Below are 15123 nucleotides of genomic sequence, written 5' to 3'. Positions count from 1 at the left end.
ATCCGTAAGCCGCATTCCTAAAGCCACGCTGCGTTGCTACTACAGCCCAGCAATCACAGATACTGCAACCGCGGTATTGTAGATAATACCGGTGATCTGCGTCCACAAGCTTAAATTATCTTTATATTCAGTATCTAAAGGCACAATTATAGTGTCACCCGGCTGTAACTGATCTTCGCTACTAAACCAACTTGAACGTCCTGGCATTAGTACCGAACCATTAGCTTGGATAACATAAGTGCGATCTTCATCGGCGCGCTTACGTGCACCGCCAGACATTGCTAAATACTGGTCTAGAGTCAGGCCATCTTTAAATCTATGCGTTGCAGGATGTTGAACTTCACCCATAACCGCAATGGTTTGCTTTGTTGATGGGACATAAAGAATATCTGCATCCTCAAGCTGAATATTAGCCTGTTCAATCCCTAATGAAATCGCCGGCAAATCAACAACGAGACGACCTACCGCTTTTATATTTTCTAAATCAGCTAACATCAATTGTGCATCGGCATAATTTACAACCGAACCGTCTTTAGATACTCCACGCGTGGCTATGTCGCGACGCAACTGATCGGCTAATTTTTTAATTTCTATTTGTTCTTGTTGACGGACAGATTCACGCACAAACACTGCTGATGGTAGATAGGCATAATCAGTAAAGCCTCCCACCCGGGTAATTAAATCATTTAATGTTTCACCGCGGCGAATGTTATAACGTCCAGGAAATTTGACCTCACCTCGGATTTCGACCACTTTAGTTTCTTGCCAATCCGGAGTCGTCATGACAGTTAACATGTCACGCCCTGTTAAACGAATGTTGGCACCGTCGAATCCCTGCAGAGCTTGTGTTAAATCAATATTATTATGTCTAATACTTGAGCCATTAATATCGGTTGAGGTGGTGGTTAATTCTGCTTTGGCAGTATAAGCCCCCTCCTTTAAACCGCCTGCGGCAATCAGTAAATCATTAACACGAGCACCCACAGTCAGAGGATATACCCCAGGTTCGCGGACTTGACCATCAATAGCAACAATTTGAATCCCTGAACCCGCGCGGCCTTGACTATTTAATTTAACCATTACGGGATACAGCAACTCTTGTCGTCCCATTTGATCGCTGAGTTTAAGTAGCTCAACGTCGTCAAAAAGATTAGCCAACATTTTATTGACAACACCTTTAACGACTTCAGCCTCTTCTGCTTCTTTTTTATCTGTTAATACTACACCCGCAAGATCTGAACGTTGTTTTAATTTACTTTTGTCCAGTTGTACAAATCCTGCTTTAAATAAATCAGTACCTAAAAAGCTACTTGTATTTAACGAAGTTACCTTTTTAATCCGTTCTTTTACTAATTTGTTTAACTCATAACGATTCTGAATATCATCTGAAAAGTTAAAAACAATGATTTTATCGCGAGCATTTAAACTTAAGTCTTGACTGCTATCTCTAGCGCCGATGGCTTTTCCTGGAGAAAATTGATGTACTTCGATATCGCCATATTGATTGACTTCGCGAATCACAATCGCGTAATCAAGATCGGCAGAGGCGGCTAAATCCCCCCACAACGAAGGTAATACATCACTAATTTTTTGACCCGCAAACCATTGATATTTACCAGGGCGAACCACAGCACCGGCGATAGAGATGGCACTTTCGTATTGCTCTGAAGCACTTTTCACTTTAACAACATCGCCGGCTTTAGCTGGTGTACCTTTGCCTTGCTCGGTAGTTAAATCCACATTTACAACTGTTTTCAAAGAATTGCTATTGTATCGTTCAATAGAGCTACTTTTTGGATAGGCTCCGGCGTTTAACCCCGCGGCCATTGCAATAACGTCGGCCATATTTTCATTATGTTTTAACTCGTAAATAGCTGGTCGCCTAACTTCGCCCGTCACGGTAACCAGTCCACCAATCGAGGGAATAAACACAACATCCCCAGAACGGAGCATTAAATCCCCCGAAGCATCACCACGCATAAGGAGATCATATAGGTCTAAAGTGCCTACAAGCTTGCCATTACGCTTAAGTTGCACATTTCGTAGCGAGCCAATTTCATTAACGCCGCCAGCAACAAATAAGGCTTGAGTAATAGTTGAAAGGCTTGAAACGGTGTAAGAACCTGGTTTATAAGCGTCACCCGCCACAAAAATACGGATTGAGCGCAACTCACCCATAGTGATATTTGACTCGATACCAATCATCTGTTGCTTAATTCGCTCGGATAAAGAATCTCGAAGCTCAGAAAAGCTAAGCCCCATAACCGGTATTGGCCCGAGTTCTGGGAACTGTATAACACCGTCACGATTGATAACTAAGTCATACTCTTTGTTATCTTTGCCATAAAGTTGGACTTTAATATTGTCCCCAGGACCGACAAGGTACTCACTAGGCACAGGCACATCTGATACTGGTGCAAAGGTACTCGGTTCACCCGCGAACATTTCGTAGCCGAAACGGCGCAATTTTATGTTGCTGCTATCTTCAGAAAAATCGAACTCTGATTTAGCCGTTTTTTTACGATTGTCAGTCTTGCTATCGTTATCAATTTGATCTCGAGCCCCTACCACTTCTGGGTTTGAAAGCTGAGTTTGTGCCTGAGATCCAGAAAGCATCGCTGGATCGATTCCATATTGCTTCGCGAGCCTTGTTTGTTCCGATTTAGGTAATTGCTTGAACTGCTCAATCATTTGCGGAGATGGCGTGACGGCCAGAGCCTGAGTGCCCATCAATATGGTCGTACTAAGGCCAACTATGATGATTTTTTTGATTTGTTGTAACACCAGTTATCTCCGTTAATATAATTCAATCAAAACGTTAAGTTAAGCCTTCAGCTAAATACTCAGAGCAATTAAAGGCGGGATAATCTTTTATTTGAAGCTTGTGCGCATATATGACAACTGTACGTTCGAGATTTTTGGATCTTGTATTTTGGTTCTTGTATATAGAGCCAAGCTGTAATTCTAATGCTTTCAAACACGCTAACTATCCACGTAGTGGCTTTTGACGTCAGCTTAACGAATGACACTATTTAGTCATGTATCCATGCCTTTAAGACACGCTACCGATCCGCGTGGCGGCCAGAGGCCTTCGGCGTCCGCTTAACGAATGAAACTATTCATTCGATGTCTTTCAGACACGCTACCGCCCATAGATTGCGGCTTCTAAATTGCCCTTCGCGATGCGAAAATTCTTATTTTTCATAAACAAAGCACTAATTGCATATCGTTATAGTAGCAAAATGTAGCGTTTAATATCCAACTGCTAGCGCGTGATACCCCATCAGCTTATAAAAATACGCTTAACAATTAACATTGCATCAATAAAGCTGCATATTACTCTAAAAATGCACTTCACTTTGTGCACTTATTACTCTACTGAATACCTAGCCATTCACATTTCAACCAATTAAGTTGCCGGCGAGTCAAATTATGCGCACCAAGGCTGCAAGCGACTGTTAAATAAGTGATTGACAATCATCTATCTTCCATAAAATAAGTCAAGAGCAGCTTAAGAATAGCTAATGTCTTACAAAAAAACTAGCAAATCTCTTACCGCGATATCTATAAATTAAATACAAACTCTTTCTACACTTTGCTGTGGCACAGCAACGATTTTGACTTGGCCCATAATATTAAAAAGGATATGACAACGCTTATTAGGGCATTTTTCTTGAAAAACACCCTCTAAATCAATGAAAGGCCCATCTTTAAAACGAATTTTCTCCCCCGTTTTCAGCTCCGGTTCATCGGCTAATACGGTTTGGGAAGGCGTTAACTCTTTCATGCGAATGGCATGGATAACTCTATCGTCAATAGGTGTCATTTGTTCACGACAATTAACGATGCGATTCACACCACGAGTAGAATGGACCTGCCTAACACTTGTCTGGCTTGGGTCAAAATTGATGAATAGGTAGTTAGGGAACAATGGTACGCGGCAGATTTGTTTACGCCCACGTTGAGATTTTTCTTCAGAGATCATAGGTAAGTAAGTCTCTAAATTTTGAAGTGCTAAGTTTTGTTGTGCTCTCGTTTCACTACGAGGCTTACAATACAAGAGATACCATGCCTTCATATACTAATCTCACTGCCCTATTTTAAGTGACGTCCATTCACGGGGCGCAATCATAGCAAAGATGTTTAAGCTCATGGAAGTAGTTTTTAGTCAATTAACATCTCTCGCTCAGTATCCATACAATCACTTCTACATTAGCAAAACTGTGTTAACTTTTTCGAATAACTCAATTGTCGACAATGTCACCACTTAGTGCTTACCAAAATTGACTTTTGTTGCTTTTAAGGGGTATATAAGGTGGGATTTTAGCGAAGCAACACATTTGAAAACTAAAAAATTACTTTTACTATAAAAAAGTAACAATAACCCATACGTAACTAGCGGTTATTCAACAATTACAGAGCATGCTATTGTTTATCGTGCTAAATGATTGTCGATTAAACCGCTGACGATTTGGGGCGAGTAATCATTATTTTTCTGTGGTGACATCATCCTGTTTCAGGGGCCCACAGGCAATCACGAGCTTAAGGTAGAATACTTCATGAGCGTAGCAAAACCACAAGGAACGATGCTTGGACATCCAAAAGGATTGTTCTTGCTGTTTACAACAGAACTTTGGGAACGTTTTAGTTATTATGCAATGCGCGCCATTTTGGTGCTGTACCTCGTCGATAGAGTTCAGAGTGATGGCGGGCATGGTCTAGGCTGGACTCAAGCAGAAGCCTTATCGCTTTATGGCACATTCACAGGTTTGGTCTATTTAACACCACTTATTGGCGGTTGGTTAGCAGATAACGTACTGGGTCAACGTAAAGCGATTTATTTTGGTGGCGCCTTGATGGCCGCGGGTCAGTTTTTACTTGCTGCGCCACATAGCTGGATCCCCGGTTTAGAAGCAACCGTATTCTATATAGGATTAGGTACACTCATTCTTGGTAACGGTCTATTCAAACCCAATATTTCAACAATGGTTGGCGATCTATACGAAGAAGGCGATCACCGCCGTGATGGTGCTTTCACTATTTTCTATATGGGTATCAATCTAGGCGCAGCTCTGTCCGGCTTCATCGTGGCTTGGGCATACACCACTTTCGGGTATGCTTCTGTCGTTAATGGAGAGGAAGTTTTTGTTAATAACTGGCAAGCAGGTTTCTTCTGTGCCGGTGTTGGAATGATTTTCTCATTAATCATTCAATTTTTGTTCGCACAAAAGTATTTAGGCGATATAGGAAGAGTGCCGGCAGCTAAGCTTGAAAAGCAAAAAGCACAGGAAAAGGGTGAAGAACGTAAGGAACCACTCACTAAAGTAGAGCGTGATCGTATTAAGGTCATCATGGTGATGGGTTTATTTACTATTATTTTCTGGGCGGGTTTTGAGCAAGCTGGCGGTTTAATGAATTTGTTCACTAACGAATTCACTGACCGCATGGTTGGCTCCTTTGAAGTTCCGACTACTTGGTTCCAATCTTTAAACGCTATCTTTATTGTATTATTCGCGCCAGTGATTGCTTCTATTTGGATCCGCTTAGGCAAAAATGAGCCAAACTCCCCTGTTAAGTTTGCACTAGGGCTATTTTTACTCGCCATCGGTTTCCTTTTTATGATTGGTGCTGTAATGCAAATGGGCGGTGATGCTTCAGTTAAATCAAGCATGTGGTGGTTGGTAGGCGCTTATTTCTTCCACACTATGGGTGAGTTATGTTTATCTCCCATCGGCTTATCTATGGTCACTAAGCTTGCCCCACTGCGTATTGCTTCTTTGATGATGGGAGCTTGGTTCCTTTTCGTTGCGGCAGCTAACAAAATTGGTGGTGTTGTTGGTTCGTTTATTGGCCATGGCGGCGAAAAAGAGGAGCAACTTGCAAATGCAATGGCAATTTTCTCTGGCATCGCAATCACTGCTGCACTTTCTGGCGTAATCTTGTACTTTATGGCTGATAAGTTAGTCGATTGGATGCACGGTGCTGAAAGCAAGCATCAAACAGAAGCCGAAGCATTAGAAAGTGAAATAGCAGTAACAGCTGAGCATGAAGCGATAATTAAACGCTAGTACTTTACTCAACTGCAAAAACAAAAACGCCTTACTGTGAGTAAGGCGTTTTTTATTACTTTGAAAAATATGAAGTGATACTCAATATAAAGTAGAAATGATAGGCATACATTAAAAACTCAACTGCAAGAAACCACCAGCGGGTAAATCAGTATCATAAATCAATCCCTTAAATTGGTCATCGAGCAACAATTGTCTATGTTCTGGCTCACTTGTCGCAATACATAGCTGTTCTTGTGGCAAAATACTACGGAACTGAATGCTTGGTTTGACCCAATCGACTACACCCAACTGCGAGCTCTCTGAGAGCGCTAACGGACTTAGGCCTTCACTATTACGTAAATAACAACGGAGTCCCTTACCCGCATGAGCAATCGCAGCTCGATACTTTGTCAGTTCAATTGAGATATAAATCATATCCGCTTTAATATCGAGACCCGATTTCACTAATCGCTCATTCAAGTAGCTCATCATATTAAATGGCTCGATAATGGCCTGACTCTGCCCACTACGAAAATCTTTAAGTTTCTGATTCACAAAACTTCTCAGTAGAACGCAAGCAAAGGCGGCTCGATTATCTTCAGGATATAAATGGGCCATATACATGATGAGATGATGACTCCCCACCATGGATGAATCGATAAAGTAACTGCTTATATCACTGTTTTTATATAAACTATAATCGACTTTAGCCGCGGGGTAACTGATATTTGATGCAGGAAAAAGCTGTTGTTGAACCTGCTTTGCTGCAGCAACACTTTGTTCTAACATTGCAAGGTTACTGCTCAACTCTTGAAAAGAAAGTGCATCAAAGTCTGCCGCGTACATATCATCAATGTGGGAGCGATGAAGGTTTTGCTTAATGGCTTGTTCGATAATAAATAAATCAGCGACTGGTTTAACTAAATAATCACTCGCGCCAAGCCGTAATGCTTCAACTACATCGGCCATGACATTATTACCAGAAATCACGATATAACAGACTAAAGGCGCTAATGTTATCATTTCCTTTAGCATATCAAGCCCACCAAGTTTGGGCATACTCAAGTCAGCAAGAACTACATCAAAATGCTGCGATTTAAAAAACGACACGCCTTGCTCACCATCACAAGCTTGCGTGACCTGCGCACCTTGCTTTTCAAGGAAGTGGGTCACTATCTGCCTAAAGACTGGGTCATCTTCAACCAACAAAACCGCAACACCATTTAACGCCATAAGGGTTTCCGAATAAAATGCAGTATATAGTCGTTAATCAAGTCATGCTGCCGTTAGAGTCATTAAAAAAGATAAGGCAAATACTTTGCTACTATCAAGAAACACACTCAAATACGGCAAATAACGCTACTCAAGCTCCTGCATATATTGCTCGAGTAACTCATCATCATCTTGTTTTTGAGGAACATTACCATCATAGACCTTATAGTCCATGTGTTGTAAGTATGCATCTTTAACGAAGGCATAGGGGTCAAGAGCGTTATCGACTAGTCGTTCTTGATCAATCGCCGATGCTCTGGAATGAAGGTTTTTAAGCCCCCATTTTACGACGGTTTGCCACATGGTTAACTCCGATAACGGAAAGTATAGTCCATCAACCCAATCTGATGCGAGTTCTCGCACTACGTAGGGTCCTGCAAACGGTGCCATAAAATATGGGCCATTGGGCACACCATAATAACCAAGCACTTCGTTAAATTCGTCTTGTTTACGGCTCATACCCATCATATCCGCAACATCAATAATACCGAGTAGTCCAACGGTCGAGTTAACGGTAAAGCGCCCACCAGCATTTGCAGCCCAGCCTAGCTTTCCTTGTAATAAGTTATTAACTAAACTGCTTGGTTCTTCAAGGTTCTGCACAAAATTATTAATGCCTGTTTTAGCCGGCATAGGAATGTAATCGTTGTAACCATGAGCGACGGGACGATAAATATACCTATCTAGATACAAATAGTTAAAATCCCACATTGCACGGTTGAAGCCTTCAAATGGATCGCGGGGATCATCATAGGTAATTTGCACCGTTGGAGTTGTTTGTGCTGTAGTCGCAAGCGTGGATTGTCCTACTGCATGCGCCTGAGGCAGCAGTATTAATCCCAAAGATAACCCCATCCATTTCAACTTCATATCACTCTCTTAATATAAATATACAGCTTAGGCACCCAGTTTTAGCTAAAGTGACGAGATAAAAATGACGATATAAAGATAATTCGTCTTAATAGCGTACTATCAGTATGGCAGTTGTTTATCACAAAACGCATAAGCATACTGAGCAAAAAAAATTGGTCAATTGTTAATTTTATCAAACGAATATATCGTCGTGTCACTATGAAAGGTCATTAAATGGAGTCGATACCACTTACTAACAATCTAAATGCACAGCCACAAGCGACTGTGGCTCAAACTGATGCACAAAATACGTCTTCACGACCTGTTCCGGTTCAGATACAGACTTCCCCCGAGGGAGACAGTATTATTCTAAACGGTACAGAATATAATTTAAAGCTTGTTAATGCTCAGCAACGGCAAACGCTGTTGGCTACACGCCAATTTTTATTAATGCAAAATACCAATGCCAGCTCAGCTTCCACCCCTACCGCACTAAACGCAACCAATCAATTATTGGCATTGGCTCCCCCTATCGTACTTAAAGTGCCAGATGCCATCATCAATTTGGCGCAGCAAAATGGAATTACATCAGCACTGCTTGAATCTCTTGCTGCCCGTGTCCAAGGCTATCCATTACCCAACGTTACTATCGTTAACAAAGAATTTCACTTTACCAACGGCACCGTTGCAGCACAAAATCCAGGACCACAACTCACGCAAGGTGAATTCTTAGCAAAAATTAGTTTACAACAAGGACGTCCCATTTTATTACTCACTCCAATACAGGGCAAACTTGAAATAGCCATTGGTGCGCCAGTAAATGAAACTCAGATTCCCATAAATAAATTACCATCTGATATTGTTATCGCAAAAATAGAACCCGTGCAGATAATGGCTTCCTTCTTAAAAAAACTTGAAGCTTTGCCGCCTTCATCTGAGCCAACAAAATCGGATCCTACAAAAAATACCTCTAAAGTAGAAGCAAATACTATTGATGTAGGTAAGTTAGTTCATAATATAAGTTTAAGTGGTAAAGGGGTTGGAACTCAAGGAAGTGATGCTAAAGCAAATGTTTCGACAAAAGTGGTGGATGTTTTACAAAAAGCCTTCAATAAAACAGGGGCGCTTCCTATAGAGGCATCACACTTTAATAGCCGCTCAAATCTAGCATCAGAGCTATTTAAGCACATGCCGCACTTAGGGTTGCCGCCGTTAAGCCAATTGAATGATTTAGATTTCCTCAAGACTAATATTCTTGGGCTTGCGAGTCTGAACCTCGCTTCCTCACAAATAAACCCGAATTCTCCCTTTATAAATGCCAGTGCAATTAGTTCACTATTTCAGCTGATTCTCGGTTTTACTGCGAATAACAATTCAGTATCAATGAGCAAAAAACTAGCCGATTATCTAGAGCAATTACAATCTAAAGTTGGGTTATCAACTAAACAACTCGGTCAACTAGGTAAAGCAGGCGGTTTAGAAGCTATGGCACAATTTGCTGCTAACCTACATTTATACACACAGGCAAGTACAGACACTACTGGTAATTTAGTATGGTTTTTTGCATTACCTTATAATATTAATCAACGACATGAACAATTAGAGGGAAAGTTTGAACAGGGAACCGACCCAGATAATGCAGAAAAAAAATCAGGTTGGCGCTTACAACTAAAATTTAACCTAGCGCAAGGCCCTTTACTGATTGCAGCGCAACACCAGGAGCAAAAGTTGGATATTCAATTCCAAGGTAATAATCAAATACTTTTGGATAAAGTAAGCAATTATTTAATACCTTTAAGCCAGAAATTAACACAACTAGGTTTCACCACCGGCGAGCTGACGACTCAGATAGCACAAGTTCCTGCCACTTTACTCCCTGGCGATCATTTTTTAGTAAAAACAAAAGCCTAGCAATTACAATATGACTAACGTTTAGTTGAGATGGATAAAAAATGAGGATTAAAACATGAGCGAAAGCAATGAGCCCAAACAAGCTGTAGCGCTAAGTTACGATGGCCGTAATGCACCAAAAGTTGTAGCAACTGGGGAAGGTTTAATTGCAGATGAGATTATTGCAATAGCAAAAGCTAACGGAGTCTTTATCCATCAGGACCCGCACCTCAGCCGTTTTTTACAATTATTAGAATTAGGGGAGGAAATTCCCAAAGAGCTTTATCTTCTTATCGCTGAACTCATCGCATTCGTGTACATGCTAGATGGTAAATTCCCCGAACAATGGAATAATATGCATCAAAAAATCGTAGAACAAGCTTAATACTTAATAAAATAAAGCTGACTAGGATAGTCTAGCTTTTACTTTATAAAATTTAACTCAATAGGGATCATTTTCGATGTAAGCGAATCAACAACTCAGCTTCAGCTTTGGGTAATTCACACTCTTTAATCAGCTCATCAACACCTGCACCCAGAGCAACCATTTTCATCGCCCGTGTATAAAGCTTTGCTTGTGGATCCTGTTGTGTTGACTCTTCTATTCGCTCAGATTGTTGTAACAACCGTTTTTCTAATTCAATCACGCGACGACCAACACCAATTGTGCCACTGCGTAGTTCTTGCAACTCACGCTTAAATGACTCTCGTTGACGATCGCCGTCTTTAACTAAAACAGTTAATGCTTCAACTTTACTTTTTAGTTTACTCAATTGTTTTTGTAAATAGAGAACTAACCCTAAGCACGCGATGACATAGACTAACGCTGCGATTAAAAATTCATCGCCCATTAAAAATCCTTATACCTATTAATAACCTTCAATTGGCAGATATCAGAAGTGACATATCAATCTTAAAATACTCACTTGAAGCACTTTTATCATATTTGGAAGATATTGATTTATAAAACAAAATAACGTATCAACAAATCATAGAAACTAAACTTACACAAATAAATTAATGAAAAAGCTGAATGCAATGATCCCATTCAGCTCTTTCACACAATTTGTTATAGCTGAGTCAGCTCAACCCATTCTTCATCTGACAATAGTTTATCAAGATCAACCAATATCAGTAATTCATTATCACGATTACTCACACCTTGAATGAACTTAGCACTTTCTTCGGTGCCGACATTCGGTGCATTATCAATTTCAGAGCGACGTAGATAGACAACTTCGGCAACACTATCGACTAAAATACCAATAACTTGCTTTTCCGCTTCGATAATCACGATCCGAGTTGAGTCGTCAACTTCAGCAGGTTGTAATCCAAAACGTGAGCGAGTATCGATAACCGTTACAACATTACCACGTAAATTTATGATACCGACTACGTAATACGGAGCGCCCGGTACGGGAGCAATTTCCGTATAACGTAATACTTCCTGTACCTGCATTACATTGATACCGTAAGTCTCATGATCTAACTTAAAGGTAACCCATTGTAATACTGCATCGTCTTTACTTGCAGCGACAGCTGCTACATTTCTTGTATCTTTCATGTTTACCTCAACCCATTGAGTCCTGACAACCTAAACCCGCATTAAGCATTTCAACTAAGGCTTGTACGTGTAAAATACCACACATCTGTTCTTTCACTACACCAGCCAACCAAGGGCGTTTACCAGCTTGACTACGCCAATTGACCTGCGATTTGTTTATCTTTACTGCATTAACTAAAGACTCACAAGTTAATCCCCAGTTACTTCCCTCTAATAATACAAGATATTGATAATCTACCGATTGCGCTAGTTTATCTGTATATTTTTCTGGCATAACCCACGCACAAGTATCGACAATATTCAACTGTTCTTCCCTATGCGCCTGCACACCTAAAAACCATGCTGGACGGCCAAAAATATGGTTTATCCGTTCAACCTTAACTATGCCACCAAGGCTGACCAAAGGTACCGCAAGGGTAAGACCCGCTACCTTAAAAAAGAGCACTTGAAACTCATCATCAAGCACTTCTTGTAAGTCTTTTGTCACACTGGGTGGCGTAATACCTACTTGGGTTTCAGGTTCTAGTTTTATATCTTGCTTATCATCAGCTTCAATAATTGTAGGTTGAACATTCGATACCGTTTTCGCTGTAAACTGGACAATATCTTCAATAATTGGTGATACAACTTCTAGCTCTGGTGGCGCAGAATCATTCTGCTTAGTTTTTAAGACTGGCGCTAATAACTTCTCAAGCGCTTGCTTATTAACTTGAGAAGACATATCGCTTACAGGTGTAGTAAACTCATTTTTTATTGGTAGAGCCTTTGATTGTAGCTGTTTTTTAGGCACTACTGGTTTTTCTAGATCATGTAATGCAACACTGCGACCATTTTCAGCCAAAATAGCGGTATCGAGTAATACCGCAGCTGTTTGACTAATAGTAACATTCCGATTAGATTCTACGTTTATAGTGCTTTGAGGTGAAACAATACAATTTGAATCATCATCTTCTTGCAGCAATAATGCGAAAAAATCAAAAACAGTTTCATCAACCGATTTTGACATGGCCAAACTCCCCGACTAATAAGAAATCTAATAATCTTTCATAAGCTTTCACACCACGAGAACCACTAACATAGTGCGATACAGGTAAATGCGCTAAGCTAGCATCTCTAAACTTAGTGTCTACAGGAATCACATCTTGCCACAAGGTCTTGCTGTATTCCGCCCCCAGAACTTTCAAGGCGGCTGGAGACGCTTTAGTGCGCTTATCATACATAGTTGGCACTACCGTATAACTATAATGAGTTTTCTTTGATCGCCCCATCAAGTCCATGGTCTTAACCATTCGTTCCAGCCCTTTAATAGCCAAAAACTCTGTCTGTACTGGAATAATAATATGTTGACTCGCAGCAAGTGCATTGACCATTAATACCCCGAGTACTGGCGGGCAATCAACAATAGCCACATCATAATCATCGGCGACTAATGCTAATAAATTACGTAGTACTAATCCCATTCCCTCTTGATGACCTAACGCCCTATCTAAAGTGGCAAGTGCCATGGTAGCAGGTAATAGATCTAAGCCATTAACTAGAGTAGGCACAATATGAGATAACACCAGTTCTTTAGAAAGACTTTTATGTGCAAGAAAAACATCAAACAATGATCCTGCAACTTCTTCAGAATCAATACCTAAGTAATAACCTAATGAGGCATGTGGATCTGTATCTATCATAAGAACACGTTTACCACGCTTAGCGAGTGTACCCGCTAAGCTCGCAACCGTTGTGGTTTTACCGACGCCACCTTTTTGATTAGCTATAGTCCAGACTTTCAAAAAATGCTCCAAATGTGTATTTAACTGCCTATTAATCTTTAAAATGCGTACTTAATCGTCATTGACTTTCCCTGGTTGTCACTCGAATACCACCATTAGGTAGGCTAATCACTTTTACACCATCGACATTCTCAGTAATAACAATGGCGTTATCAGGCTCGACTTGCTTCAGATTTATATCAGGTATTTGGAGCTGTTTTGGAACTGAGAACTCTTGAGTAGAATGCCCATTTTCTGCCGTTATTTCTGAAGTATGCTTTTCAAGTAAATATGGAATCTCACTCTTTACAATAGGTTCTGCTCCTATTGTAATCGCTTTCTGTCCATCTGAGGCAACTTGCAACATCATCTGGGTTTGTTCAGGGTGAGAAGCCAGCCAAGTGGCAATTGCTTCTGCTTGACCATCGGGCACCATTAATAATACCTGACTCGATTCTAATCGTGCTACATCTGCACGCAACACACTATTTTTATAACGATAATCAAGACTTAACGCACTAAGGCATAAAATAGCAATGCCCATTAATAATATAATGAGCACAATATTAGTGCTCATCTGATCTTGCTGCTTAGCCACGAGTGGATTCTTTTAAAATTGATTCAGCCATATTGTCTAAAGCAATTGAATGTGTTGCTATACCTGCGCTAGCAACAGCTTGCGGCATTCCATAAACAACACAACTGGCCTCATCTTGAGCCCATATAGTGGCACCTGCAGATTTCAACATGCGTGCACCTTCCCTTCCATCTGCTCCCATTCCTGTCAAAACAACGGCAAGTATATCGCCACCAAAAGCTTTTGAAGCAGAAGCGAAGGTTATATCAACACAGGGCTTATAATTCATATCCGCACTACCTGCGAGTATTTTTAATCGACCAGTAGATCCTGTTCGTTCGATCATCATTTGCATGCCGCCCGGTGCTAAATATGCACAACCAGGTTTTAACATGTCACCGTTAACAGCCTCTTTCACTTCAATTTTGCACAAACCATTTAGACGACTCGCAAATGCCGGAGTAAATGCTGCTGGCATATGCTGAATTAATAAAATAGGGTGCGGATAGTTTGCTGGAAATTGTGTGAGTATTTTCTGTAACGCAACCGGCCCACCTGTAGAGGTGCCAATCAGTAACAATTTATACTGTTTACCACTGGCTCGAATCGATGCCGCTGGTGAGGTACGTACTGGCGCCGCAACAGGTGTTGCAGCGACGATATTTGAAGTCCTTAAACCGCTTGTTGCCTGACGCGATGATGGCGTAGGTGTAACAATTGCACGCGCAGCTGGCCTAAATATTCTGCGGCGCCCAAGCGCTTTAACCCTTTGTTGCAACAATAAAATTGCATCATCTTTATTGGTTGCAATATCTTCAAAGCGTTTTGGTAAAAAATCTAACGCGCCTGCATCTAAGGCGTCTAACGTCGCCCTAGCACCATCGTGGGTTAATGAAGAAAACATTAAAATCGGTGTTGGACATTTCGCCATAATCTCGCGAACTGCAGTGATGCCATCCATTACGGGCATCTCAATATCCATAGTGATCACCTGAGGATTAAGTTCGGCCGCCATTTTAACCGCTTCGGCCCCATTAGAGGCCGTCGCGATAACTTCCAACTCAGGATCTTGATTGACTATCTCACTCACTCGTCGTCTAAAAAAACTTGAGTCATCAACGACTAATACTTTAATGGTCATTCCATTCCTTAGCGTGG

13 protein-coding genes are annotated in these 15123 nt (G+C 41.0%); 3 read left to right on the top strand and 10 right to left on the bottom strand.

Annotated elements, in window-relative coordinates; genetic code table 11:
- Positions 1 to 39: 39 nt before the first annotated feature.
- Both BW947_RS02295 and rfaH read right to left on the bottom strand, forming a co-directional pair.
- The gene (locus tag BW947_RS02295) at positions 40 to 2784 is read right to left on the bottom strand and encodes an SLBB domain-containing protein (protein WP_076496700.1); all 2745 of its coding nucleotides are present in this window, start codon (positions 2782 to 2784) and stop codon (positions 40 to 42) included.
- A gap of 787 nt (positions 2785 to 3571) precedes the next feature.
- Positions 3572 to 4078: a transcription/translation regulatory transformer protein RfaH gene (gene rfaH, locus BW947_RS02290; RefSeq protein ID WP_076496699.1), complete on the bottom strand. Its 507-nt coding sequence runs from the start codon at positions 4076 to 4078 to the stop codon at positions 3572 to 3574.
- 481 nt (positions 4079 to 4559) lie between these two features.
- On the opposite strand from rfaH, the gene BW947_RS02285 reads away from it, so the two are divergent.
- On the top strand, positions 4560 to 6068 hold the full coding sequence (locus tag BW947_RS02285; RefSeq protein ID WP_076496698.1) for a peptide MFS transporter: 1509 nt from the start codon (positions 4560 to 4562) through the stop codon (positions 6066 to 6068).
- A 111-nt stretch (positions 6069 to 6179) separates the two neighbouring features.
- Here the strand turns inward: BW947_RS02285 and BW947_RS02280 are convergent, their stop codons facing one another.
- A complete protein-coding gene (locus BW947_RS02280) occupies positions 6180 to 7283 on the bottom strand; it encodes a response regulator (RefSeq protein ID WP_076496697.1) in 1104 nt (367 codons plus the stop codon).
- A gap of 126 nt (positions 7284 to 7409) precedes the next feature.
- Positions 7410 to 8192 (bottom strand): MlaA family lipoprotein, encoded by a 783-nt coding sequence (locus tag BW947_RS02275; RefSeq protein WP_076496696.1) that lies wholly within the window; start codon positions 8190 to 8192, stop codon positions 7410 to 7412.
- A 216-nt stretch (positions 8193 to 8408) separates the two neighbouring features.
- Between BW947_RS02275 and BW947_RS02270 the strand changes: the two genes are divergently transcribed.
- Positions 8409 to 10085 (top strand): hypothetical protein, encoded by a 1677-nt coding sequence (locus BW947_RS02270; RefSeq protein ID WP_076496695.1) that lies wholly within the window; start codon positions 8409 to 8411, stop codon positions 10083 to 10085.
- Positions 10086 to 10140: 55 nt separating this feature from the next.
- Positions 10141 to 10449, top strand: coding sequence for an EscU/YscU/HrcU family type III secretion system export apparatus switch protein (locus BW947_RS02265; RefSeq protein ID WP_076496694.1), 309 nt, complete (start codon positions 10141 to 10143; stop codon positions 10447 to 10449).
- A 67-nt stretch (positions 10450 to 10516) separates the two neighbouring features.
- Here BW947_RS02265 and BW947_RS02260 read toward each other — a convergent pair whose 3' ends face one another.
- The 6 genes from BW947_RS02260 to BW947_RS02235 all read right to left on the bottom strand — a co-directional run bounded on the left by BW947_RS02260 (position 10517) and on the right by BW947_RS02235 (position 15106).
- Positions 10517 to 10915 carry a DUF2802 domain-containing protein gene (locus BW947_RS02260; protein WP_076496693.1) on the bottom strand — a complete coding sequence of 133 codons (399 nt, stop codon included), beginning with the start codon at positions 10913 to 10915 and terminating at the stop codon, positions 10517 to 10519.
- 218 nt (positions 10916 to 11133) lie between these two features.
- Positions 11134 to 11628 (bottom strand): chemotaxis protein CheW, encoded by a 495-nt coding sequence (locus BW947_RS02255; RefSeq protein ID WP_076496692.1) that lies wholly within the window; start codon positions 11626 to 11628, stop codon positions 11134 to 11136.
- Between the two features lie 7 nt (positions 11629 to 11635).
- The gene (locus BW947_RS02250; RefSeq protein ID WP_076496691.1) at positions 11636 to 12634 is read right to left on the bottom strand and encodes a chemotaxis protein CheW; all 999 of its coding nucleotides are present in this window, start codon (positions 12632 to 12634) and stop codon (positions 11636 to 11638) included.
- On the bottom strand, positions 12618 to 13409 hold the full coding sequence (locus BW947_RS02245; protein ID WP_076496690.1) for a ParA family protein: 792 nt from the start codon (positions 13407 to 13409) through the stop codon (positions 12618 to 12620). Before BW947_RS02245 ends, BW947_RS02250 begins: the two co-directional genes overlap by 17 nt.
- A 58-nt stretch (positions 13410 to 13467) precedes the next feature.
- A complete protein-coding gene (locus BW947_RS02240; protein ID WP_076496732.1) occupies positions 13468 to 13965 on the bottom strand; it encodes a membrane anchored protein in chemotaxis locus in 498 nt (165 codons plus the stop codon).
- A gap of 13 nt (positions 13966 to 13978) precedes the next feature.
- The gene (locus BW947_RS02235; RefSeq protein WP_076496689.1) at positions 13979 to 15106 is read right to left on the bottom strand and encodes a protein-glutamate methylesterase/protein-glutamine glutaminase; all 1128 of its coding nucleotides are present in this window, start codon (positions 15104 to 15106) and stop codon (positions 13979 to 13981) included.
- Positions 15107 to 15123: the final 17 nt, after the last annotated feature.

The sequence above is a fragment of the Shewanella morhuae genome (assembly GCF_900156405.1).
Lineage (GTDB): Bacteria > Pseudomonadota > Gammaproteobacteria > Enterobacterales > Shewanellaceae > Shewanella > Shewanella morhuae.
Note: the sequence above shows the minus strand (reverse complement) of the source record. Positions and strands in the feature narration are given on the sequence as shown.